The 22,671-nt window shown below is 74.4% G+C and carries 22 protein-coding genes; 10 read left to right on the top strand and 12 right to left on the bottom strand.

Annotated elements, in window-relative coordinates; genetic code table 11:
- Nucleotides 1-49: 49 nt before the first annotated feature.
- Nucleotides 50-1,093 carry an LLM class F420-dependent oxidoreductase gene (locus tag Dsi01nite_RS34875; protein WP_308442121.1) on the bottom strand — a complete coding sequence of 348 codons (1,044 nt, stop codon included), beginning with the start codon at nucleotides 1,091-1,093 and terminating at the stop codon, nucleotides 50-52.
- Complete coding sequence (locus tag Dsi01nite_RS34870; RefSeq protein WP_203850608.1) at nucleotides 1,078-2,181, bottom strand: CaiB/BaiF CoA transferase family protein; 1,104 nt, start codon at nucleotides 2,179-2,181, stop codon at nucleotides 1,078-1,080. The genes Dsi01nite_RS34875 and Dsi01nite_RS34870 overlap by 16 nt, the downstream gene beginning before the upstream one ends.
- A gap of 65 nt (nucleotides 2,182-2,246) precedes the next feature.
- Here Dsi01nite_RS34870 and Dsi01nite_RS34865 point away from each other — a divergent pair, with 65 nt between their 5' ends.
- Nucleotides 2,247-2,909, top strand: a complete 663-nt coding sequence (locus tag Dsi01nite_RS34865) for a GntR family transcriptional regulator (RefSeq protein ID WP_203850607.1) — start codon at nucleotides 2,247-2,249, stop codon at nucleotides 2,907-2,909.
- Between the two features lie 140 nt (nucleotides 2,910-3,049).
- On the opposite strand, the gene Dsi01nite_RS34860 is transcribed toward Dsi01nite_RS34865, so the two are convergent.
- A complete protein-coding gene (locus tag Dsi01nite_RS34860) occupies nucleotides 3,050-4,486 on the bottom strand; it encodes an aldehyde dehydrogenase family protein (protein WP_203850606.1) in 1,437 nt (478 codons plus the stop codon).
- A gap of 78 nt (nucleotides 4,487-4,564) precedes the next feature.
- Between Dsi01nite_RS34860 and Dsi01nite_RS34855 the strand changes: the two genes are divergently transcribed.
- Nucleotides 4,565-5,677, top strand: a complete 1,113-nt coding sequence (locus tag Dsi01nite_RS34855; protein WP_239136393.1) for an acyl-CoA dehydrogenase family protein — start codon at nucleotides 4,565-4,567, stop codon at nucleotides 5,675-5,677.
- A 4-nt stretch (nucleotides 5,678-5,681) separates the two neighbouring features.
- Here the strand turns inward: Dsi01nite_RS34855 and Dsi01nite_RS34850 are convergent, their stop codons facing one another.
- Together Dsi01nite_RS34850 and Dsi01nite_RS34845 are read right to left on the bottom strand one after the other, a co-directional pair.
- The gene (locus tag Dsi01nite_RS34850) at nucleotides 5,682-6,038 is read right to left on the bottom strand and encodes a hypothetical protein (protein ID WP_203850604.1); all 357 of its coding nucleotides are present in this window, start codon (nucleotides 6,036-6,038) and stop codon (nucleotides 5,682-5,684) included.
- Between the two features lie 19 nt (nucleotides 6,039-6,057).
- Entirely contained in the window at nucleotides 6,058-8,181 is a 2,124-nt protein-coding gene (locus tag Dsi01nite_RS34845) for a substrate-binding and GGDEF domain-containing protein (protein ID WP_203850603.1), read from the bottom strand.
- Nucleotides 8,182-8,398: 217 nt separating this feature from the next.
- Here Dsi01nite_RS34845 and Dsi01nite_RS34840 point away from each other — a divergent pair, with 217 nt between their 5' ends.
- Nucleotides 8,399-9,154 carry a class I SAM-dependent methyltransferase gene (locus tag Dsi01nite_RS34840; RefSeq protein WP_203850602.1) on the top strand — a complete coding sequence of 252 codons (756 nt, stop codon included), beginning with the start codon at nucleotides 8,399-8,401 and terminating at the stop codon, nucleotides 9,152-9,154.
- A 3-nt stretch (nucleotides 9,155-9,157) separates the two neighbouring features.
- On the opposite strand, the gene Dsi01nite_RS34835 is transcribed toward Dsi01nite_RS34840, so the two are convergent.
- Together Dsi01nite_RS34835 and Dsi01nite_RS34830 are read right to left on the bottom strand one after the other, a co-directional pair.
- Nucleotides 9,158-10,402 (bottom strand): Dyp-type peroxidase, encoded by a 1,245-nt coding sequence (locus Dsi01nite_RS34835; RefSeq protein WP_203850601.1) that lies wholly within the window; start codon nucleotides 10,400-10,402, stop codon nucleotides 9,158-9,160.
- 1 nt (nucleotide 10,403) lies between these two features.
- Complete coding sequence (locus Dsi01nite_RS34830; protein WP_203850600.1) at nucleotides 10,404-10,973, bottom strand: copper chaperone PCu(A)C; 570 nt, start codon at nucleotides 10,971-10,973, stop codon at nucleotides 10,404-10,406.
- Nucleotides 10,974-11,090: 117 nt separating this feature from the next.
- Between Dsi01nite_RS34830 and Dsi01nite_RS34825 the strand changes: the two genes are divergently transcribed.
- Nucleotides 11,091-11,684, top strand: coding sequence for a copper resistance CopC family protein (locus Dsi01nite_RS34825; RefSeq protein WP_203850599.1), 594 nt, complete (start codon nucleotides 11,091-11,093; stop codon nucleotides 11,682-11,684).
- A gap of 186 nt (nucleotides 11,685-11,870) precedes the next feature.
- Here Dsi01nite_RS34825 and Dsi01nite_RS34820 read toward each other — a convergent pair whose 3' ends face one another.
- Entirely contained in the window at nucleotides 11,871-13,322 is a 1,452-nt protein-coding gene (locus Dsi01nite_RS34820; RefSeq protein ID WP_203850598.1) for a PepSY-associated TM helix domain-containing protein, read from the bottom strand.
- Nucleotides 13,323-13,502: 180 nt separating this feature from the next.
- On the opposite strand from Dsi01nite_RS34820, the gene Dsi01nite_RS34815 reads away from it, so the two are divergent.
- Entirely contained in the window at nucleotides 13,503-14,216 is a 714-nt protein-coding gene (locus tag Dsi01nite_RS34815; protein WP_203850597.1) for a YcnI family protein, read from the top strand.
- A 228-nt stretch (nucleotides 14,217-14,444) separates the two neighbouring features.
- Nucleotides 14,445-14,849 carry a cupredoxin domain-containing protein gene (locus Dsi01nite_RS34810; protein ID WP_203850596.1) on the top strand — a complete coding sequence of 135 codons (405 nt, stop codon included), beginning with the start codon at nucleotides 14,445-14,447 and terminating at the stop codon, nucleotides 14,847-14,849.
- A 1-nt stretch (nucleotide 14,850) separates the two neighbouring features.
- On the opposite strand, the gene Dsi01nite_RS34805 is transcribed toward Dsi01nite_RS34810, so the two are convergent.
- From Dsi01nite_RS34805 to Dsi01nite_RS34795, 3 genes are all read right to left on the bottom strand, one after another.
- Nucleotides 14,851-15,666: an alpha/beta fold hydrolase gene (locus tag Dsi01nite_RS34805; RefSeq protein WP_203850595.1), complete on the bottom strand. Its 816-nt coding sequence runs from the start codon at nucleotides 15,664-15,666 to the stop codon at nucleotides 14,851-14,853.
- 61 nt (nucleotides 15,667-15,727) lie between these two features.
- On the bottom strand, nucleotides 15,728-16,666 hold the full coding sequence (locus Dsi01nite_RS34800; protein ID WP_203850594.1) for a DUF2332 domain-containing protein: 939 nt from the start codon (nucleotides 16,664-16,666) through the stop codon (nucleotides 15,728-15,730).
- Nucleotides 16,667-17,824: an endonuclease gene (locus tag Dsi01nite_RS34795; protein ID WP_203850593.1), complete on the bottom strand. Its 1,158-nt coding sequence runs from the start codon at nucleotides 17,822-17,824 to the stop codon at nucleotides 16,667-16,669.
- Between the two features lie 209 nt (nucleotides 17,825-18,033).
- Here Dsi01nite_RS34795 and Dsi01nite_RS34790 point away from each other — a divergent pair, with 209 nt between their 5' ends.
- Both Dsi01nite_RS34790 and Dsi01nite_RS34785 read left to right on the top strand, forming a co-directional pair.
- Nucleotides 18,034-18,804: a DUF2334 domain-containing protein gene (locus Dsi01nite_RS34790; RefSeq protein ID WP_203850592.1), complete on the top strand. Its 771-nt coding sequence runs from the start codon at nucleotides 18,034-18,036 to the stop codon at nucleotides 18,802-18,804.
- The gene (locus Dsi01nite_RS34785; RefSeq protein WP_203850591.1) at nucleotides 18,801-20,030 is read left to right on the top strand and encodes a glycosyltransferase; all 1,230 of its coding nucleotides are present in this window, start codon (nucleotides 18,801-18,803) and stop codon (nucleotides 20,028-20,030) included. The genes Dsi01nite_RS34790 and Dsi01nite_RS34785 overlap by 4 nt, the downstream gene beginning before the upstream one ends.
- On the opposite strand, the gene Dsi01nite_RS34780 is transcribed toward Dsi01nite_RS34785, so the two are convergent.
- Nucleotides 19,915-20,808 carry a DMT family transporter gene (locus tag Dsi01nite_RS34780; RefSeq protein ID WP_203850590.1) on the bottom strand — a complete coding sequence of 298 codons (894 nt, stop codon included), beginning with the start codon at nucleotides 20,806-20,808 and terminating at the stop codon, nucleotides 19,915-19,917. The two genes, Dsi01nite_RS34785 and Dsi01nite_RS34780, sit on opposite strands and share 116 nt — an antisense overlap.
- 182 nt (nucleotides 20,809-20,990) lie before the next feature.
- On the opposite strand from Dsi01nite_RS34780, the gene Dsi01nite_RS34775 reads away from it, so the two are divergent.
- Nucleotides 20,991-21,779: an alpha/beta fold hydrolase gene (locus Dsi01nite_RS34775; protein WP_239136392.1), complete on the top strand. Its 789-nt coding sequence runs from the start codon at nucleotides 20,991-20,993 to the stop codon at nucleotides 21,777-21,779.
- Between the two features lie 10 nt (nucleotides 21,780-21,789).
- Entirely contained in the window at nucleotides 21,790-22,629 is an 840-nt protein-coding gene (locus Dsi01nite_RS34770) for a helix-turn-helix domain-containing protein (protein ID WP_239136391.1), read from the top strand.
- The last annotated feature ends 42 nt before the right edge of the window (nucleotides 22,630-22,671 follow it).

Below are 22,671 nucleotides of genomic sequence, written 5' to 3'. Positions count from 1 at the left end.
GACGCCCGCCCCGCTCACGGACGGGGCCGGCGCAGCCAGGTCCAGCCGCTCAATCCAGCATGTCCTTGACGGCGGCGAGCTGCCGCTGCGGGTCGGGGCCGAGCGGTGTGACGTTGAGCGTCGTGACGCCGCTGTCCCTGAAGGCCGCGATCCGGTCCCGCACGTATCCCGCCGGTCCGATGAGGGTCGACAGCTCCACGAGCTCGTCGGGGACGGCGGCGGCCGCGGCCTCCTTCCGGCCCGACAGGTACAGGTCCTGGATGCGGTCCGCGGCGGCGCCGAAGCCGTACCGGGTGACCACGTCGTGGTAGAAGTTGCGGCCGCGGGCACCCATCCCGCCGACATAGAGCGCGATCACGGGACGCGCGACCGAGCGCAGGTGGGTGACGTCGGCGCCGATCGCGAGGGGGCCGCCGGCCACGATGTCGAGCGGGCCGAGCGCCGGGTCGCGGAGGGCCGCACCGGCGGCCAGGGCGTCACCCCAGACCTGGCCGGCGCGCTCCGGCAGGTACAGGAACGGCAGCCAGCCCTCGGCCAGCTCGGCGGTCATCGTCACGTTACGGTCGCCGAGCGCGGCGAGATAGATCGGGATCCGGTCGCGGACCGGGTGGGTGAGCATCTTCAACGGCTTGCCCAGGCCTGTGCCCTGGCCCGATGGCAGCGGCAGCCGGTAGATGCCGTCGTGCGCCAGGGGTTCGCGGCGCCAGGCCTGCCGGCAGATCTCGATGATCTCGCGGGTCCGGGCGAGCGGCTTGTCGTACGGCACGCCGTGCCAGCCCTCGACGACCTGCGGGCCGGACGCGCCGAGGCCGAGCATGGCCCGGCCGCCGGACAGCGCGTCGAGCCCGGCCGCGGTCTGCGCGAGCAGCGCCGGGGTGCGGGAGTAGATCGGCAGAATCGCCGAGCCGATCGCGAGTCGTTCGGTGCGGGCGGCGAGGTATCCGAGGATGGTCGGGGCGTCGAACCCGTAGGCCTCGGCGACCCAGATCGCGTCGAGCCCGGCCGATTCCCATCCGGCGGCCTGATCCGCGGCGGTCCTTGGGTCTGCGGCGTACTGCAGGGTCGTGGCGAGGCGCATCAACGGACCTTCCATTCGTCGAGGATCTGCCGGCCGTGCTGGCCGGGCAGCGGCGGCGGGCCGGACAGCTGCGCCGGGGTGGCCGAGAACCGGGGCGCCAGCGCCGGCTGGATCGTGCCGTGCCGCTCCACGAACGTCCCGCGGGTGGCCAGGTGCGCGTCCCGGGTCGCCTCGTCCAGGGTCAGCACCGGGGTGACGCAGGCGTCGCCGCCGGCGAAGTGGTGTGTCCATTCCTCCCGGGTACGGGTGGCGAAGCGCGCTGCGAACACGCGGCGCAGCCGCGGCCAGCCGGCCGGGTCGTACTGGTCGGGCAGATCGGGCTCACGGTCCAGGTCGAGGCGGCGCAGCAGCTCCGCGTAGAACTGCGGCTCGAGCGCGCCGACCGCCAGGTGCCCGGCGTCGGCGGTCTCGTAGACGGCGTAGAACGGCGCACCGCCGTCGAGCAGGTTCGCGCCCCGCCGGTCCTGCCACCGGCCGGCCGCGCGCAGGCCGTGCAGCAGCGTGGTGAGGTGCGCGGTGCCGTCGACGATCGCGGCGTCGACGACCTGCCCCCGGCCGGTGCGGTCCGCCTCGCGCAGCGCGGCGAGGATCCCCACGACCAGATACAGCGAGCCGCCGCCGAAGTCGCCGACCAGGTTCACCGGGATCTGCGGCGGGCCATCGGCCGGCCCGATCGGCTGCAGCGCGCCGGCGAGGGCGATGTAGTCGACGTCGTGCCCGGCCGTGGTGGCGAGCGGGCCGTCCTGACCCCAGCCGGTCATCCGCCCGTAGACCAGTCCCGGGTTGCGGGCCAGGACCGCGTCTGGGCCGACGCCGAGCCGTTCGGCGACGCCGGGGCGCCAGCCCTCGATGAGGGCGTGGGCCCGGCCGGCGAGGCCCAGGACCGTCTCGACGCCGTCGGGCTGCTTGAGGTCGACCGCGATCGAGCGCTTGCCCCGGTTGAGCAGGTCACCGGCGGGGTCGGCGCCGATCGGCGAGCCGCCGCCGGCCCGGTCGACCCGGACCACGTCCGCACCCAGGTCGGCGAGCAGCATCGCGGCGAACGGCCCCGGCCCGATGCCGGCCAGCTCGACGACGCGCAGCCCGTGCAGTGGGCCAGTCATAGGATCTCCCGGAAGCCCGATAGTTTGATATTTGATAGAGTCAGCCGCTTTCGGGAGGAGACACCATGGCCGTCGAGCGGCCGCAGCTGGCCGACGAGGTCGTGGCGCACCTGCGGGACCGGATCATGTCGGGCGACCTGCGCCCTGGCGAGCGGATCCGCCTCGAGGAGGTCGCCGAGCAGCTCGGGGTCAGCATCACCCCGGTCCGGGAGGCACTGCTGACGCTGCGCGGCTATGACATGGTCGAGCTGCAGCCGCGCCGGGGTTACGTGGTGGCGCCGCTGTCCCGGCAGGACATCGTCGACGTATTCCAGCTGCAGGCGCACATCGCCGGCGACCTGGCCACGCGGATCGCCGAGCGGGCGACGGCGGAGGACCTGGCCGAGCTGTCGGCCGTGCACACGGCGATCCGGCGCGCCGCGCAGGGCCGGCGCGCCGACATCGCCGAGCTGGAGCGGCTCGAGTTCGAGTTCCACCGGGCCGGCAACCGGATCGCCGGCGCCCGCAAGCTGGCCTGGCTGCTGCACTGGGCGACGCGCTACACGCCGGCCCGGTTCCTCGCCGGCGACCCGGCCTGGCGGGCCGGGATGCTCGCCGACCACGAGGCGCTGCTCGCCGCGCTCACCGAGCGGGACGCGGCGGCGGCCCGGGCCGCGATGGCCCGGCACTTCACCGACGGCGCCGACCGCCTCATCAAGCACCTGGACGAGCTCGGCAACTGGGCGTAAACCCGCTGCCATTGCTCTAGCCGTTGCTCTAGCCGTTGCTCTAGCCGTTGCTGCTGCTCGTGCCGCCGCTGTTGCCGTTGCTCTTGCTCTTACCGCCGCTATTGCTCGTGCCGCCGCTGTTGCTCGTGCCGTTGCGCCCGTCATCCGCGCGCGTGCCGGAGCCGGAACAGCCGGGTCGCGCGGGCGAGCGCGGCCGGCCGGCGGTCGAGCCGCAGCAGGTCGATCGGCGCCGCGAACCGCTGCCGGGTCACCGACTTGGGCCGGGAGAACTCGCGCAGCCCGTCCGCGCCGTGGACGCGGCCGAACCCGGAGTCGCCGACCCCGCCGAACGGCAGCGCCGGGGCGGCGGCGAAGCCGAGGACGGCGTTCACCGACACCGCGCCGGCCCGCAGCCTGGCCGCCAGGTCCGCCGCCGTGCGCCGGCTGCCGGTGAAGACCGAGGCGGCCAGCCCGTAGCGTGAGGCGTTGGCCCGCTCAACCGCCTCGTCCAGGTCGCGGACCGGGTTCACCACCACCGTCGGGCCGAAGGTCTCCGCGGTCACCGCCAGGCTGTCCTCCGGCACCTCGGCGAGGACCACCGGGTCGACGAACGGCGGGCGCACCGCGGCCGGGCCACCGACGACCGCCCGGCCGCCCCTGGCCAGGGCGTCCTCGATGTGCGCGGCGACGACCGCGGTCTGCGCCGGTGTGGTCATCCGGCCATACCGCGCGTCGGGCTCCTCGCCCGGCCGGGTGGCCCGGGCCAGTTCGGCCAGCCGGTCCAGGAACGGCTCGTAGACGCTCCGCTCGACGTAGACGCGCTCGACGCCCGCGCAGGTCTGCCCGGCGTTGCCGAACCCGCCGAACGCGGCCGCCCGGGCGGCCGCGTCCAGGTCGGCGTCGGCGGCGACGATGAGCGCGTCCTTGCCGCCGGCCTCGATCACGACCGGGGTGAGGGTGACGGCGCACGCGGCCATCACCGTGCGGCCGGTCGCGGTGGAGCCGGTGAACGCCAGCTTGTCGACGCCGGCCCGGCACAGCGCCGCGCCGGTCTCGCCGTCCCCGGTCACCGCCTGGAACACCGCCGGGCCCGGCACCGCCTCGGCCCACCGCTCGGCCAGCCACCGGCCGACGCCGGGGGTGTGCTCGCTGGGCTTGAAGACGACCGCGTTGCCGGCCGCGAGGGCGTAGGAGATCGAGCCGAGCGGCGTGTACACCGGGTAGTTCCACGGGCCGATCACGCCGATCACGCCGAGCGGCTCGTAGCCGACGCTGGCCGCCTGGTTGGCGGCGAGCAGCCCGGCCGGCACCCGCCGCCGGCGCAGGACACCCCGGGCGTGCCGGGCGGCCCAGTCGAGGTGCTCGACGGCGAGCATCACCTCGAGGACGGCGTCGCCGTGCGGCTTGCCGGTCTCGGCGCGGATCTGCCCGGCGAGCTCCTCGACGCGGCCGGCGAGGGTGCGTTTCCAGGCGAGCAGCGCGCGGCGGCGGCCGTCCCATCCGAGCCCGGCCCACCAGCCGGCGGCCGCCCGGGCCGCGGCGATCGCGACCGGCACGGCGTCGGTCTCCGTCGGTGGTTTCGCGGTCTCCGTCGGCATGGCGAACCCCTCACGACAGGTGCTCCAGATTTGATATTTGATATGCTACGGTCGCTGTCAATCCCGAGGAGTGGCAGCATGCTGGATCTCACCGACGAGCAACGCGCGTTCGTCTCCGCCGTCGCCGACTTCTGCCGCCGCGAGGCCGGCACCGGCCCGCGCGAGACCCACGATCCCGAGCTCTACCGCAAGGTCGCCGCGCTCGGCTGGCTCAGCGTCGCCATCCCGGAGGACCACGGCGGCGCCGGCGGAGGCATGCTCGACTCCTGCCTGTTCCTGGAGGCGACCGCGCACGGCCAGCTCCCGATCGGCGGCTTCAGCACCTCGATCATCGTCGCCGGGACCTACGAACGCTTCGGCTCACCCGAGCAGCGCAGGACCGTGCTCGGCGGCATCGGCGCCGGCGACGTCTGGTCGATCGCGATGTCCGAACCGGAGGCCGGGTCCGACGTCGCGGCCCTGGCCTGCCGGGCCGAGCCCCGCGACGGAGGCTTCGTCGTCAACGGGCAGAAGACCTGGTGCTCCAACGCCCACATCGCCGAAGGCATCCTGCTGGTCGCCCGCACCTCCGGCGCACCCGGCCAGCACGCCGGCATGACCATGCTCCAGGTCCCGGCCGACCACCCGGGCCTGCGGATCAGCGGCATCGACACGATGGGCGGGCGGGAGGTCAACGACCTGTACTTCACGGACTGCTTCGTGCCAGCGGAGGCGGTCGTCGGTGCCGTCGACCAGGGCTGGAGACAACTCATGGCCGGACTGAACGTCGAGCGGCTGATCCTCGCGGCCATCATGCTCGGCACCGCCCAGCGCGCCTTCGACGACGTCCTCGGCTACATCAAGCAGCGCCGCCAGTTCGGCCGGCCGATCGGCAGCTTCCAGGTGCTGCGGCACCGCATCGCCGACCTCGCCACCGAGATCGAGTGCACCCGCCTGCTCGTGTACCGCACCGCCGAGCTCGTCGACCGCGACCCCGGCACCGTGCTGCCCCGCGAGACGTCGATGGTGAAGCTCAAGGCGACCGAGACCGCCCGCCGGGTCGCCCTGGACGCGATGCAGATGATGGGCGGCTACGGCTACGCCACCGAGTACGGCATGGAGCGCCTGGTCCGCTCGACGGTCGTGTCCACCGTGTACGGCGGCACCAGCGAGATCCAGCGCGAGATCATCGGCAAGACCTACGGGCTGTGACGGGTCACGGCTCGCCCCGCTGCGGCAGCAGCCACGTCACCTCGTCCCACGTCAGACCGGTGTCCTCCAGCAGCTCCGCCACCACGTCCCGCGGCTCCGGCACCGGGCCGGCGAACTGGACCACTTCAACCCCCGGGGAGGGGTCGAGCTCCACCTTCGCGAATCCGATGATCGTGCCGCCCGCCAGCCGTCCGAGGGCCATGACGGCCGGGGAGAGGTCGTGGTCCACCCCCGTGAACCACAGCCCGAACCGGCGCTCGACATCGGCCCGCTCCAACGTCAGCTTGGCGACCACCTCCGGCGCCCCGCGCGGGGTGTCGATGGGCACGGGCGTCACGGGCGTGTTCGCTGCGCGGCTCACGGGTCCAGCATGCCAGCATTCAGCGACCGATCTTTTCCCGGTACATGGCGGCGTCGGCGGCGGACAGGATCTCGTCGGCGCTGGCGCTGTCGCCGCACGGCATGCAGCCGATGCTGACGCCGACCCGCACGACCGCCCCGGCCACCGTGTACGGCGCCATGATCGACGCCCGTAGCCGCTCGGCGATGCGGCGCAACCGGTCCGGCGAGTCGATCTCGGCGAGGAACACCACGAACTCGTCGCCGCCGAAGCGGGCCGCCATGTCACCGACCCGCAGCGAACGGCGGATCCGCTCCGCCACGTAGACCAGCAGCTCGTCGCCGGCGGCGTGCCCGTGCCGGTCGTTGACCTGCTTGAAGCCGTCGAGGTCCAGGAACAGCACGGCGAATCGGCGGTCGGTGGCGCGCACCGCCCGCTCCAGGGTCTCCACCAGCGCGGCCCGGTTGGGCAGCCCGGTCAGGGTGTCCGACAGCGCCGCCCGGCGCAGCCGCTTCTCCTGCTCTCGCAGGTCCAGCCCGACGGTGAGCAGCGCCGCGCACTGGTTGACCAGCTCCCGCCCGTCCTCGACCTGGCTCTCCACGACGCCGACCACGGCGAGCAGCCCGCGGTCGCTGGCGTTGACCTTCGCGGGCACCACGAAGACGGTTTCCCCGGGGCCGGCCGCCTCGATGAGTTCGGCCGGTGGGAACGCCGGCACGGAGGTCTCGCCGGCGGCGATCGCCGGTCCCGGCAGCCGGCGCCACCCGGCGGGAACCTGCAGGCGGTCGGCACCGGCCCACAGGCCGAGCGAACCGGCGCTCGCGGGGGTGACCGCGAGCCAGCTGAGGTCGCGCGGGTCGGCCCGCCGGTGGTACAGCAGCGCCATGGACAGGTCGTAGTGCGCGCTGATCGTGGACCGCAGCCGCCACCGGTCGCCGAAGTTGGCGACCTGGCGGACCCGCACGACGGCGAGGATGAGCTCCTGCACTTCTCCGTCGAGGCGGCGGGCGGTCGCCACGTCGGCCGCCGGGATCTGTTGCGTGAACTCCTGCACCGCGCGGGCGACGATCCGCAGGCCCTCGGGCCGCGCCTGCAGGGCGAACAGGGCCAGCAGGGCGGCCGTGGCGCCGCTGTGGTCCGGGGTGCGCCCGGCGATCGCGGCGGCCGCGACGTCGACCACCGCGTCGGCCGCCTTCGCCAGCACCGCGAGATGCTCGGCGGTGCGCGTGGCACCGGGCGGCAGCAGCGTCGCCAGGCGCTCGGTGAGCCGGTCCGGGCCCGCGTCCGCCACCGCCGCCGGCAGCCGCAGCGCCGCCTCGGAGCAGCCGCACGAGCCGCGCGCGACGAACACCGTCGGGATCCGCCGGTCCCCGGCGGCGACCGGGACCCCGGCGATGCCCTGCAGCAGCAGGTCCACGGCCTTGGCCGCCATCACCTCCAGCGGCTGCCGGACACTGGCCAGGCCCGGTGTCAGGTACGCGGCGACCTCGACGTCGTCGAAGCCGGTGAGCGCGACGTCACCGGGGCAGGCCAGTCCGGACGTGGCGAGGGCGCGCAGCAGCCCGATGGCGTTGCGGTCGGTGGCCGCCACGATCGCCGTCGCGGCCAGGTCCCGCAGCGCCGCCGGGGTGGCCCAGGCGACGCCGCTCTCCAGGTTGTCGACCGCGGGCCGGAACAGCGCGGGGTCCGGGTCGATGCCGTGGGCCAGGAGGGTCTCGGTGTAGGCGCGGTGCCGCTCGGCCACGTCGGAGACGGCGGTGAATCCGGTGAAGGCGATCCTGCGGTGCCCGTGCCCGATCAGGTGCTCGACGGTGGCGCGGATCCCGGGGCCGTTGTCGGCGATCACGGCCGGCAGGTCGCAGCGGCTGGCGTTGTGCCCGAGCAGCACCACTGGCTTGCCGGCGGCGCGCAGCCGGTCGAGGTAGGCGTCGGTGATCGCGTCGGCGAGGACCACGAAGCCGTCGATGCGGTCCCACGCGACGGGTGCGGTGAAGGTCGGTGTGCCGCCGTTGACCGCCATGTCGGCGGCGGCGTCGAGGGTCTGGACCGCGACGGTCCGGCTGCCGGCCGCGGCGGCGGCGGCGCTGATCCCGGCGAGGATCGTGCCGTAGTAGGCGCCGCCGGCGAACGGCGACAGCACACCGACCACCGGCCCGTTGCCCATGCGCACCTCCACTCTGCCGTATCGGCACGATCCGCCGCCGGATTCGTGGTTCCGCTCCCGGAGGTTCCCCGCTGACTTCGATACCGGCGAGATCCAGAGTTACACGACCGGCACGCGGCACATCGCCCTCGACGGCGCCGATAACCTCAAGATCACCCCGGGCCGGCCCGGCTTCCCGGTCTTGCCCCGCTCCCGCTACGTAACTACCCTATGGCCTATGACTCCTTACATCGCGAACGCGCGGGCATGGCAGGAGAGCTGGGACCGGCAGCAGGAGGCGTACCTGCCGGACCGCGAGCACCGGCTGGCCGCGATGCTCGACGCCGTCGACGCGACCGCCGCCGGCGCGCCACGGATCCTCGACCTCGCCGGCGGGACCGGATCCATCACGCTGCGGGCCCTCCAGCGGTTCCCCCGGGCGGATGTCACGCTGCTGGACCTCGACCCGGTGCTGCTCGCGATCGCCGAGGCCTCGCTGCACGGGCGGGCCCGGATCGTGACCGCGGACCTGCGCCGGCCGGACTGGGCGGCAACGCTGCCGGCGCGCGGGTTCGACGCCGTGCTCACCGCCACGGCCCTGCACTGGCTGCCCGCCGAGCGGCTCGGCCGGCTGTACCGCGAGATCCACCGGCTCCTCGACGACGGCGGCATCTTCGTCAACGCCGATCACATGCCCGACGACGCGCTGCCCGGACTGACCGCGCGGATCACCGCCCGGGCCGACCGGGACCGCGACGCCCGCTACGCGGCCGGGGTGGTGCTGTCCTGGCGGGACTGGTGGGACCGGGTCGACACCGACCCGGCGCTCGGGCCCCTCGCCGCACTGCGGCGGGAGGTCTACCCGGCCGGGCACACCGCGGAGTGGCTGCCACCCATCTCGTGGCACCTGGACGCGCTACGCGCGGCGGGTTTCACCGAGGTCGGCACGATCTGGCGCGGCGGCGCGGACGCGGCCGTGGCCGCCGTCCGCTGACGCTCAGCCCAGCAGCCCCTCGCCGATCCAGCCGCCCGCCTCGCAGCCCGGCGGGACCGCGAAGACCGCGGAGCCGATCGGCGTGACCCACTCGTTGAGCAGGTCGGCCTCGGCGAGGTTGCGCTGGATCGGCAGGAACTGCCCGCCGACATCGCGCTGGTACGCGGCGAAGACCAGTCCGGTGTCGGCGGTGCCGTCCGGGCCGGGCGGATCGTCGTAGTTGTACGGGCGGCGGAAGATCCGCTGCCGGTCACCGGTCACGTGGGCCCGGGCCACGTGCGAGAACTCGGAGATGACGGGCAGCCCGAGGGCGTTCTTCGCGGCGAAGTCCGGCAGGTCCTGCTCGTGCCGGCCGGTCAGCGGGGCGCCGTCGGTCAGCCGGCGGCCGACCGCGAACTCCTTGCCGGCCGTGTCCGCGGCGTCCCACGACTCCAGCTCCGCGCGGATGCGGCGCAGCACCACCGTCGTCCCGCCGTGCAGCCACTGCGGGCCGCTGTCGGTCGTGGAGATCCAGACCGCGCCGTCGAACACGGCGCTGCCCGGCACCGGGTTGCCGGTCCCGTCCAGCTGGCCGAGGACGTTGCGCTGGGTCACCCCGTCGTCCTGCATGCCGCGGCTCCGGCGGAACCCGCGCTGCACCCACCGCACCGCGGCGAACGACCGGCTGTCCTTCACCAGCATGCGCTGGGCGTGGGCGACGGTGAGCGGGTCGTCGGCGCAGATCTGCAGCAGCAGGTCGCCGCCGCACCACCGTTGCTGCAGCCGGTCGATCGGGAACTCCGGCAGCTGCTGCAGCGTCGCCGGCCGCTGCTCGACCAGCCCGGCGACGTCGAACAGCCGCGGACCGAACCCGAACGTGACGGTGAGCCGGGCCGGCACCTGCGCCAGCTCCGGCTGGCCGTCGGCAAGCGGCGCGCGTCCCTGGGTGAGCCGGGCCGCGTCGTCGGACAGCAGCAGCATGAGCCGGCGCAGCGCGGCCCTGTCGACCCCGGCGGCCAGGTCCAGGGCGACGAAGGCGGCGTGCGCCTGGGCCGGGGTGGCGATCCCCGCCTGGTGCCGGCCGTGGAACGGCACCATCTGCCCACCGTAGTCCACTGTGGACGACGGCACGGCGGGCGCGCCGCCGCCGCTCTCGCGGGCCGCCACGGCAGCGACCGCGGCGGCGCCGCCGATCGCGCCGCCCACGGACAGGGCGCTGCCGGCCAGCAGGGCACGCCGGCTGAGCGGCTCCCCGGTGCGGTCGGCCACGTCAGCCCATACCCGGCATATACGTCTCGTTGCCGCCGGCGAAGTCCTTGCCGAGCGCGGTGAACCGCACCGTGCCGCCGTCCTGCAGTGTGAGCGTGAACGCCACCTGATCGCCTGCCTTCACCTCGGTCGTGACGTCCATCAGCATGAAGTGGTCACCGCCGGGCTTGAACTCGTGGGTGCCGCCGGCGGGGATGACGAACCCGCCGGCCTTGGGCCGCATCGCCATCTTCCCGTCGACCGTGGTCGTCTCGTGCAGCTCGATCATCGCCGACACCGCCGACGTCGCGGACACGACCACGACGTCCTTGCCGGTCGTGTTCTGCACCGTGCCGTACGCGGCGGACATGCCGGACTTCGCCGTCTTCACCCACGGGTCCCTCACCACGAGCGCGGCCGGCTGGCTCGGGCCGGCCGCCGGGGTGCCGGCCGCCGCAGTGCCGCCCGCAGTGCCGCCCGCAGTGCCGGCCGCGGTGCCGGCCGCCGGTTCGCCGGCACCGCAGGCGGTGGTCAGGGCGAGCACCAGCACCATGCCGGCCGCGGCCAGCGGTCCATGGTTGCGCAACGACATCAGCGATCCTTTTCCTCGTGGGAGAGCTTGCCACGGGATAGTCGGCGCCCGCGCGGGGAAAGTTCCCGGCGTACCCCCGTGCGACGGTCGCGATGCCGCAGGGTCCAGGATTGGTCCATGCGACTGCATGCGACGCTCCGCGCGACCCTCGCCGCCGCTGCGGCGGCCTTCCTGGTGATGCTGCTGCCGGCCCAGCCCGCGTGGGCGCACGCCAAGCTGGTCAAGACCGACCCGGCGGGCGGAGCCACCGTCAGCGCGCCGCTCACGGCGGTCGTGTTCACCTTCAACGAGATGGTGAAGCAGCAGTTCAGCACCGTCGTGGTCACCGGGGCCGACGGGGTGTCCTACAGCGACGGCACGCCGAAGTCGGTCGACAAGACCCTCACCCAGCCGGTGAAGCCGCTGCCGGCCGGGGCGATCAAGGTGGTGTGGCGGACCGTGTCCGGCGACGGTCACCCGCTCGAGGGGCAGTTCACGTTCACGAACGCGGCACCCGCGCCGACCAGCGCGGCACCGACCAGCGCCGCGCCGGCCACGAGTGCCGCGCCGGTGGTCCCGGACACCCCCACGCCGACCGTCGCGACGGACCGGACGGGGGATTCGAGTGACGACAGCGGGCTGCTGTGGGTGATTCTCGGTGCCGTCGCGGTGGTGCTGGTCCTGGCCGGCGGCGCCGTCTGGTGGCGCCGCCGGACCCCCGACCAGGGCTGACCGCTAGGACCCGACCCCGGCCAGGGGTGACCGCGAGCACCCGCCCCCGGCCAGGGGTGACCGCTAGGACCGACCCCGGCCAAGGCTGACCGCTAGGACCGACCCCGGCCAGGGCTGACCGCTAGGACCGGCCTGGCCGCGAGGACCAGGCCCCGGACCGAAGCGGGTCCGGGGACGGTCCGGAGCTCAGGAGCCGACCGGCGCCGCCCGCCTGCGCCGCGTCCGCTGCACGGCACCGGTCGCCGCGTCGAGCAGCAGGAACGCGACCAGGGTGACGCCGAACGCGGGCAGCGCCCACCCGATCCCGGCGACCACGACGATCCCGGCGACGAGCAGCGGCAGCCGCAGCCGGCGCCAGGCACCGCGGGCGGGCGGCGGGCCGGCGGCGGCGCGGCGGTCCGCGCGGGTCGGGCGCCGCTGCCACCACATCCGGTACCCCCACCCGATCACGCACAGCAGCCCGATCGCGAGCGCCGCCAGGAGCAGCTGGTTGACCGGTCCGAACAGGCGGCCCATGTGCGCCTGGATGCCGAGCTTCGTCAGCTGCGCCAGCACCGGCCAGTCCGCGAAGTCGGACCGGTCCACGACGGACCCGGCGACCGGGTCGACGGCGATGCGGTCCAGGTGCACCGGCCACACGTAGTCGATCTGGCTCACCGTCCAGGCCGCGCCCTCCTGCGCCGGTAGCCCGATCTCGGTCGGCCCGGTGAGCCCGGCGTCGCGGGCGAGGTGCAGCACCGCGTCGATCTGCGCCGGGTCGCCGGCGGCCGCGGCCGCCTCCCCGTGGTGGCCGGCGGGTGCCGCACCGCCGCCGCCGACGGTGGTGCTCACCTCGGGGGTGCGGGAGTCCAGGCCGTCCAGCGCGAGCCCGAAGTTCTCCCCCGCCCAGCGCGACCAGGTCAGCCCGGTCGCGGACAGGAACACCAGGCCGACGACGAGCCAGACGCCGGTCGCGGCGTGCAGGCCGCGGGTGCGGCGCACGCCCTTGGCGGCGGTGAGGTCATACAGCAGGGTCGCCTCGGCGCGGGAGCGGCGGCGTTCCCCGCGGCGGCGCCACTGCCGGTTGCACCACAGGATCAGCCCGCCCAGGACCAGGACCCACAGCCAGCTGGCGGCGGTCTCGGAGTAGGCCCGGCCGACGTCACCGAGGTGCAGGTTGCGGTGCAGGTCGTCCAGCCAGGTCGTCAGCGGGGTTGAGCCCCACCAGGTGGTCAGTTGGCCGCGGATCTCGCCGGTGTACGGGTCGACGTAGACCGTGTGCTGCTTCTCCCCCAGCTCCGGCACGCTGAAGACGACCTTCGTGGTCGCATCGGGCGCCGATGCCGGCTGCACGACGGACAGGGTGCCGGTCGGATGGGCCGCGACCGCCGCGGCGACCTGCTCCGACAGCGGCATCGGCAGCCCCGCGCCGACCTCGGCGACGTGCAGTTGCCGGTCGTAGGCGATGTCGTCGAGCTGTGGGGTGAGGACGTACAGCAGGCCGGTGACGGCGGCCAGGACGAGCAGCGGGGCGACCAGGATCCCGGCGTAGAAGTGCAGCCTGGTCAGCAGCGGCACGATCGACCAGGACCGGCCGGGCGGCGGCGGTCTCTCGGCCTCGTCCTCTGCGGTGGGTGAGACGTCGGTGTCGACGGACACGGCGGGACCTCCGGGTGAAGTGGCGGGCGGCGACTGGGGGTTCGGCACGGTAGTCGTCGCCCAGGCCCGGAAAGTTCCCGGCGATACGTGATGAAAAATCGGTATTTGGCATGTACTAGGTTGTGCGTCACTGAGTTGGTCGTTGGCAGCGCCGCCGAAGTTCCCGAAAGGACCTCATCCATGCGTCTTGTTGTCGCCCGCGCGGCCACGGCCGTCGTCGCCGCCGCGGCTGCCGCCCTCGCCCTGCCCGGGGCCGCCGCGGCCCACGTGACCGTCAACCCGGGCACCGCCACCCAGGGCGGCTACGCGAAGGTGAGCTTCCGCGTGCCGAACGAGAAGGACGACGCAAACACCGTGAAGGTCGAGATCGCGATCCCGACCGACAAGCCGATCGCGTCGGTGTCGATCAAACCGGTGCCCGGCTGGACCGCGGTGACCGAGAGCAGCAAGCTCGCCACGCCGGTCAAGACCGACGACGGCGAGATCACCGAGGCCGTCTCGAAGATCACCTGGACGGCCGACCCCGCCGCGGTCATCAAGCCGCACCAGTTCCAGGAGTTCGACGTGTCCCTGGGCCCGCTGCCCGCCACGGACCAGATCGTGTTCAAGGCGCTGCAGACGTACTCCGACGGGGAGGTGGTCCGCTGGATCGACGAGCCGGCCGCCGGCACCGAGGCCGAACACCCGGCGCCGGTGCTGAAGCTGACCAAACCCGGCGCCGCGACCAGCGCACCGGGCAACGCGAGCGCCGGGCAGGACGCCGCCGGTGCCATGAACGACGGCAAGGACAGCGACGGCACCACCATCACCCTCGCGATCCTCGGGCTGCTTGCCGGTTTCGCCGGTCTGGTCGCCGGGGTGCTCGCCTACCGCCGGGCCGGCCGCGCCGGCTGACCCCTCGCCGACGCGCGGGCGGGCCACCCGGCCCCTCGCCGCGCCGTGGACGGGCGTGCCACGTCACCCCGCGCCGAGCTGCGGACGGGCGTCCAACGTCACCTCTCGCCGAGCCGCGGGCGGGCCGCTATTGTGATCCCGTTCGCGGCTCGGCGGCCGGCGGACGTCTCAGGGATTCGGTGTGCGGCGCACCGGGGCCCTCGCCCCTGCTCGCGTTAGGAACCCGCCGTGCCCTCAACCTCCGCGCCCGCTGCCGCACCCGCCCGGTCCCGGGACGCCGTCTACCGGATCGTCGCCGTCGCCATCCTCCTCGTCGCCGGTGCGGTCGTCGCGCTGCTGCTGCGCGACGGCTCCGGCGGAGCGACGGCGCAGGACCGGTCGATCAGCGTCTCGATCACCGGCGGGAAGGTCGACCCGCCGGTCGGCCGGGTCGAGGTCGGCAAGGGCAGCACGATCCGGCTGACCGTCACCTCCGACGTGCCGGACGAGCTGCACGTCCACGGCTACGACCAGCGCGCCACCCTGGAGGCGGGCCGCCCGGCGACCGTGGAGTTCCGCGCCGACCGCACCGGCATGTTCGAGGTCGAGACCCACGCCAACCACCTGCTGCTGGTCCAGCTGGTCGTCCGCTGACTCAGGCGGCCTGCCCCGCGAAGAACCGCAGCATCGCGGCGTTGACCGCGTCGGGCTGCTCCAGGTAGCCGTAGTGGCCGGCGTCGCGGATCTCGGTGTAGCGGGCGCCCGGAATGGCCGCGGCGAGCTCGCGCCCGCGGGCGGCCGGCGCGACCAGGTCGTCGGCGAAGGAGAGCACCAGCGTCGGGGTGCTGATCCGCCGGTACGCGCCGAGCCGGTCGGTGCGCATGTCGACGTCGAGCTGCGCCCGGACGCCCCGGTCGGTGACGTCGGGTGCCGACATCTCGAAGATGTCGAGCCAGTCCTGCACCGCCTGGTCGTCCTGCAGCGTGCGCGGCGACAGGTTCCGCAGCGCGCGCATCGTGGCGTCGTAGCCGGCCGGGACCTGGACGTGCTCGTCGTGCAGCGACCGCTCGGCGGCGGCGAGTGCGCGGGAGAACGCGTCGGGCCGGCCGCGGCTGCCCATCAGCACCGCCTGGGTGGCCAGGTCGGGCCTGGTCAGCAGCAGCTCCTGCACGATGTGCGCGCCCATCGAGGAGCCGACCAGCCGGCACGGCCCGCCGGCGAGCCGCTCGACCAGCCCGGCGGTGTCGGCGACCAGGTCGGCGACGGTGAGGCCGGGTCCGGCCGGGTCGCTGGGCGGCACGCCCCGGTTGTCGACGGTGATCGCCCGGTATCCGGCCGCGACCAGTGCCGGCACCTGGTGCAGCCGCCAGGTCCGGCCGGCGGCGCCGGTGCCGGGGACGAGCACGACGGCGTCGCCCGTGCCGGTCTCCTCGTAGTGCAGGGTCGCGGCGCCGGTGTTCACGAACGGCATGGGTCGGTCCCGCGCTGCGCCACTGACGTCCTTCCGGCCGGATGAGTTAGGGCAGCCTAACTTACGATCCGATCCAGGTCATCCCCTGCCCGTGCGCACGGGTCCAGGCCAGGGGTGCACCGTCCAGCGCGAGCACGTTGTGCAGCTCGGTGCCCGGCGGCGCCGGCAGCTCCGGGTGCGGGACCACGTCGGCCCCCTCCACCGAGATCCAGTGCCCCGGCAGGCCGCGGACCAGGTCGATGAACGCGGTCCGGCGCGGTGCGGGCACCTGGTACAGCACCGACGTGTGGAACACGATCAGGGTCGCGTCCGGCGGCGCCTGGGCGGCCAGGGCCGGCAGGTCGTCGACGAGGTCGCCGCGGACGAGCACCGGTGGGTCCGCCGCGGCGATCGCAGCCGCCGCCCGCAGCCGCTCCCGCCGGTGCTCGTGTTCGGGCCAGATGAGCGCCTCCAGCCAGGCCACGTCGGCGGGATCCGTCACGTCGAGCGGGTTGAGGTCCAGCCCGGCCCGCCACACCACGCGGGGCAGCGTGGTGGGCGGCGGCGCCCCGGTGAGGTCGCACCCGAGGACCGGCCCGCCGTTGCCGACGGTGTGCCCGCCGTAGCGGTAGCGGTACCGGTCCGGGAACAGGCCCAGGCCGGCCGAGGCGCCGACCTCCAGCAGGGCCAGGGGCTGCGGCAGCCGCGCCAGGACCGGCAGCAGCAGCGCGCAGCGCCCGACCTCGTTGGTCTGCGTGGCCCGGACCCGCAGCTGCGCCTCGACCGCCGTCCAGTTCGCCACGGTGAAGTCGTGGAACGCCGCCGGGTCGTGGACCGGCCCGCCGAGCAGCCGCACCACGCCGAACAGCAGGTTCGGCTGCCGTTTCGGCGGCGGCACCGTGTCGAGCAGCCGCAGCAGCACGCCGTCGTCGCTGACCGCCAGGGCGAGCCGCTCGTACACCGGTGAGACGCCCCGCGCCTCCCCCGCGGCGAACTGGGCGAACCAGTCCCCGGTCGGCATTCAGGAGCCCCAGATCGCCGCGGCCCACTCCGGGTGGTCGATGAACGGGTTGCGGTTGTGCTGCCAGGCGGCGTAGATCCGCTCGTTGCGGCGCTTCTCGAAGGCGTCCGGGGGATCCTGCTGGTGCCACTGCAGCAGGACCGACAGCTTGCCGATGCGGGGCGCCGACCCGTTGCTGACGGAGTTGTTGATTTCCAGGTCCGGCCAGCCGTCGTCGCCCTCGTACCGGATCGCCATGTACATGATCATGCGGGCGACGTCGCCCTTCACGGCGGCCCGCGGTTCGAAGGAGTCGCTGTCGGTCAGGCAGCCGGGTGCCTCGCTGACCGTGGACCCGCCGAGGTCGAAGTCCTTGTTGCCGCGCGCGGCGTTCACCGACACGTCCTCGGGGCGCAGGTGGTGCACGTCGGTGCCGGGCCCGGTGGCGGTGCCGAAGTCGCCGTGCGACTTGGCCCACACGTGCTCGCGGTTCCAGTCGTTGGCGCCGCCGCCGTTCGTCGTCTTGCTCTGCGACCGGCCCGAGTACAACAGGATGACGTTGCTGGCGTTGTTCGGGTCCTGATCGGTGTCCTTCAACGCGTCCCACACCTGGTCATAGGTGATCTTCGTCTGCACCTTGATGATGCCGTGCAGCGCTGAGCGCAGCGCGGGACCGGTCTTGCCGGACGCCGCGGCGTAGTACGTCTCGACGGGCCCGGTCGGCGTCGGGCCGGTGGTCGGGGTCGTGGTCGGCGTGGTGCCGGCGAGACTCATCGAGGTCGGCGACTTCAGTCCACCGTGGGAGAAGTACGCCGTGAGCTGCCCGGCCACGACGAGCCGCCGGCCCATCAGCGACGGGTTGGACTGCAGCCCGAAGGCGGCGCGGTAGGCGGCGGTGATCTGCACGTACAGCATCCGCGTGGTGCCGGTCTCGCTCGCCGTGTCAGCGAGGGCCAGGGCGGTGTCGCCGGTGAACCCGGACCGCAGCACGGTGCTCGTGGCGGTCGGCTGCCCGACCACGTAGCCGACGACCGACGCGGACCGGCCGTCCTGCGCGGCCAGGGCCTGGCTCACGGACAGATCGGCGGCCACCGCCGCCGTCGAGGTCATCACGACCACGGCACCCGCCGCGGTCAAAGTCAGAGCGAGCGCCACCGCGATCCGCCGGGTTCTCAACATGCAGACATCGTAGGTTGCCGATGGATTCGACCCCAGCACGGCTATTTCACTTAACTTTCCACGGCACCCTTCGTCAGGGTCCGGTCAGGGTTGGTGATCAGGGTCCCACCGGGGTCGTCCGGGACCGGACAGGGGCACTGCGGGTGTTAGCGTCGCTTGTCGATCGAGTTCGACAGGTCGCCACGCTCCGACACGGGTGGTAGTGCGTGATGCCGAAGACTGTCAGCACCGACGCGCGGCGGGCCCCGCTGCTCGTGGTGAGTGTGCACGACGTCGCGCCGGGCAGCGCGACGGAGTCCGAGCGATGGTGCGCCGACGCCGATGCCCTGGGCATCCCGGTGTCACTGCTCGTCATCCCCGGGCACTGGCGCGGCGAGCGGCTCGCCGAGCATCCCGATTTCGCCGCGCTGCTGCGCGACCGGGCGGCCCGCGGCGATGAGCTGGTGCTGCACGGCTGGTCGCACCGGGCGGGGCCGGAGGGCGGGCGGATGCGGAGGGCCGCCGGGTATGCCGTCGCCCGCGGCGCGGCGGAGTTCGCGGCGCTGGACGAGCGGCAGGCGGCGGAGCGGCTCGGCCACGCCGGCCGGGTGCTCGACGCCCTCGGCCTGCGGATGGCGGGCTTCACCCCGCCGGGCTGGCTCGCCTCCGCCGCCGCGCAGCGCGCCCTCGCCGCGGCGGGCTACCGGTACACCACCAGTCATTTCGGCGTGAAAGACCTTCGCGACGGACGGTTGCACCGTGGTTTCGCGCTGTCACACCGCCCGGGTGGCGGGTTCGGCGAGCGGCTGGGGGCGGCGCTGGTGCGTGCGGGTGCCGGGTGGGCGAGCCGGCGGCCCGGTGTGGTCCGCATCGCGCTGCACCCCGACGACCTGCACCGGCCGGGGTTGCGCGACGTGACGCTGCGGGCGATCGAGGCCGCGCTGGCCCGCGGCGCCCAGCCGGTCACCTACGGTGCGGTGCTCGGGGCGGGTCCGCGGTGAGAGTGGCCCAGCTGGCCAACTTCTACACGCCGGTCTCCGGCGGGCTGCGCACCTGCGTGTCGCAGACGGGCCGGCACTACGTCGCCGCCGGGCACGATCGGCTGCTGGTGGTGCCGGGCACCACCGACGATGACAGCACGTCGCCGCTCGGCCGGCAGGTCACCATCCGCAGCCATGTGCTGCCGGGCTCGGGCGGTTACCGGGTCCTGACCGACGCCGCCAGGGTCCTGGCGGTGCTGGAGGACTGGCGGCCGGACGTCCTGGAGGTCAACGACAAACTCAGTGTCGCCTGGCTGGCGCCGTGGGCCCGGGCCCATCGGGTGCCGCTGGTGATGTTCTCGCACGAACGGCTCGACGAGGTGATCCGGGTCCGGGTGTCACGGTGGCTCGCCCGGCCGGGCGCCGCCGTGCTCAACCGGCGGCTGCACGCGCGGGTCGACCGGGTCGTGGTGGCGTCGGACTTCTCCGCGGAGGAGTTCCTGCCGTTCGGGGCGGCGAAGGTGCGGCGGGTCCGGCTCGGCGTCGACCTCGACGTGTTCCGGCCCTCCGCGGCGGACGCCGTGTCCCCTGCTGACCCGGTCGAGGTCCGGCTGGTCCTGGTGAGCCGGCTGTCCAAGGAGAAGTCGCCGGAGCTGGCCGTGGAAGCGGTCCGGGAGCTGTGCCGGCGCGGCATCCCGGTGCACCTCGAGGTCGTCGGGGACGGCCCGCTGCGCGCCCGGCTGCGGCGGCGCGCCGCCGGACTGCCGATCACGTTCGCCGGTCACGTCCCCGGCCGGGCCCGGCTGGCGGAGCTGCTCGCGTCGGCCGACATCGCGCTGTCACCGTCGCGGGCCGAGACGTTCGGGCTCGCCACGCTGGAGGCGCTCGCGTGCGGCGTCCCGGTCGTCGTGCCCCGGGACGGCGCGGCGGCCGAACTCATCACCGCGGCCGGTGCCGGCGCAGTGACCGACGGCACCCCGACCGGCATCGCCGACGGTGTCCAGGCCCTCCTGGCGCTGCCCGCACCGGCCCGGCGCGCCGCCGCCCGAGCCACCGCGGAACACCTGCCGTGGTCGGGCACGGCCACGGCGATGCTCGACTGCTTCACGGAGCTGCTGGCGTCCGCCGACGTCAGCGGGCCGCGGCCGCCGCGACGCGTGCTTCGGCCTTCCGCGTCGGAGAGCTCACCAGCAGCACGACGCCGATGGTCAGCACCACGCCGACGCCGGCGTACGCGGACAGGGTGAGCACGCCCAGGGTCTGCGGGTCGAACACGAGCAGGTCGATCGCGGCGCTGCTGACCGGGTCGGCGATCGACATGGCGGTCAGCACGATCGGCAGCGGGCCGGCCGCGAACGCGTCCTGGACCAGCACCGTGCCCGCCACCGTCGACGCCGCGAGCCCGGCGAGCACCCAATCCGTCGCCAGCGCCGCAACACCGCCGCGGGCGAGGTCGGCACCGGCCAGGACGACGAACACCGCGGTGAGACTGAAACACATCCCGGCGGCGCCGCCGACCACCGCGCCACGCAACCACCCGAGGCTCCGCGGCACGACCCGCGCGAGCCCGAGCAGCCCGACGATGCCCGCGGCGACGACGAACACCGCGAGCGGCACGTGCACGCGTTGCGGATCCGCCGGCACCGTCCGCCGCACGAGCAGGAGCAGCCCCAGCCCACCGGACACGGTCAGGGTGCCGGCCCAGTCCTGCCACCCGGGCCGGCGGCGCAGCAGCAGCTGCGCGAACATCAGCTGCGCCAGCAGCAGCGCCTGCACCACCGTGATCGACCCGAAGTGCAGCGCGACCGCGTGCAACCCGAACCCGGCGACGTTGACCGCCCAGCCGAGCAGCCACCGACGGTCCCGGACCAGCCGGCCGAAGACCGCGACCACCGGCAGCCACCGGCGCCGGCGCTGCGCCTCCACGGGCGCCGAGCGCAGCGCGTCACCGGCCGCCCGCTGCTGCAACGCGGCGGACACCGCGAACAACAACGCCGCGGCGAGCGACCCCACGACGGCGGTCACCTGCCCCGACAAGCCCACGCCGCAGTAGACCCGCCACGACCGAGCAGCCGGGGAGCGGCGCCCGAACACCCGCCGAACGCCCGGCCAACGACTCCCCCGCTCACGCCGTTGCTCCGATGCCCGTTTCCGCGCCTGACATTTGTCCAAGACGCACGAGCCGCGCCGCGGGCATCGTTTCGGGCATGAGCGAGCTGCATGTGGTTCACGAGGGGTCGCGGGACGCGCCACCGCTCCTGCTTGTCCACGGGTCGGGCGCCTCGGGCGCGACGTGGCGGCCGATGGTCGCGGCGCTGGCCGCCCGGCATCACGTCATCGTGGTGGACCTGCCGGGCTGCGGGCAGTCCCCACCCCCGCCGTCCTACGCCGTGCCGGCTCAGGCCGGCCAGGTGGCGGCGCTGCTGGACGAGCTCGGCCTGCGGCGGGTCGCCGTGGCCGGGCACTCCAGCGGCGGCTACGTGGCCACCGCGCTCGCCGAGCAGCGCGCGGACCTGGTGCGGTCGATCACGCTGATCAGCTGCGGCCCGAGCATGGACGCGCTGCTGCCGCAGCCGCTCATCCTGCGCGCCCTGCTGTCCCCGCCCCTCGGCCCGCTGCTGTGGGCGCGGCGCTCGGACGCGATGATCCGCAAGGGACTCAGCGCGACGGCCGTGCGCCCGATCGACGTCCCCGACGACCTGGTCGCGGACCTGCGCGGCACCGGGTACCGGACATTCCGGGCGGTGCTGCGGCGCAACGCCGAGTACATCACCGCCCGTGGTGTGCCGGAGCGGCTCGCCGCGCTCCGGGTCCCGGTGCTGGTGGTCTTCGGTGCCGCCGACCCACGCTGGAAACCGGCTTCGGCCCAGCGCTACGCCGCGCTGCCCGACGCCCGGGTGGACCTGCTGCCCGGCGTCGGGCACCTGCCCATGCTCGAGGCGCCCGAGGCGACCAGCGAGTTGTTGCTGCAGTTCACGGCGGCGGCGACCCGCTAAACTGAATGCCGTGCCGCCGAACGGGACACCACCGGACTGGTCGCGGATGGCCGTCGCGGTCCCCGGCCCGCCGGACCGGCTGCCGGGGGTCAGGATGGCCGGGTTCGAGGCCCACGGGGCCGGGCCCGTCGACATCGCGATGGTCCCCCACCCATCGGTCACCGTCCTGGTCGACCTGAGCGACGAGGGCGGGCTCGTCTACGACGTCCGCGGCCGCCGCCAGCACGGCAGCATCGTCGTCGGGCTCGCCCCCGGCGACCTGCGGGCCGGCGGCCGTGCGGGCGTATGCCTGCAGATCCGGCTGGACCCGGCCGTCGCGGCCGCGATCCTCGGCACCCCGGCGGCGCTCAGCGGGGCGGTGGTGTCCCTCGACGACGTCTGGGGTCGCGACGCCGGGCGGACCGCCGACCGGCTCCGGACCGCCGCGTCGTGGGACGAACGGTTCGGCATCGCGGCGGAGGTCCTCGCCCGGCGCCTGCGCACCCGCCCGGCGGTCGACGCGGAGGTCGCGCACATCTGGCGGCGGACGCTCGCCGGCCGGGGTCGCCTGCGGGTGGAGGACCTGGCCGGCGAGGTCGGCTGGAGCCGCAAGCGGCTGTGGTCGCGGTTCGGCGCCCAGCTCGGCATCAGCCCCAAGCGCGCCGCCCGGCTGGTGCGCTTCGACCGGGCCGCGCACCTGCTCGCGGCCGGTCACGCCGGCGCCGACGTCGCCGCCAGGTGCGGCTACGTCGACCAGTCCCACCTGCACCGCGACGTCAAGGCCTTCGCCGGCCTCACCCCGGCCGCCGTGGCCGTCGCGCCGTGGCTCGCGATCGACCACATCGCCTGGCCGACCACTCAGGTGTCGTGAGCCGTCGCACGGTGGCGCCCGCGAACTGTCGCGGACGCCACC

The organism is Dactylosporangium siamense (genome assembly GCF_016862795.1).
Classification (GTDB): Bacteria; Actinomycetota; Actinomycetes; order Mycobacteriales; family Micromonosporaceae; genus Dactylosporangium; species Dactylosporangium siamense.
This window is presented reverse-complemented; position numbering and strand designations above follow the sequence as displayed.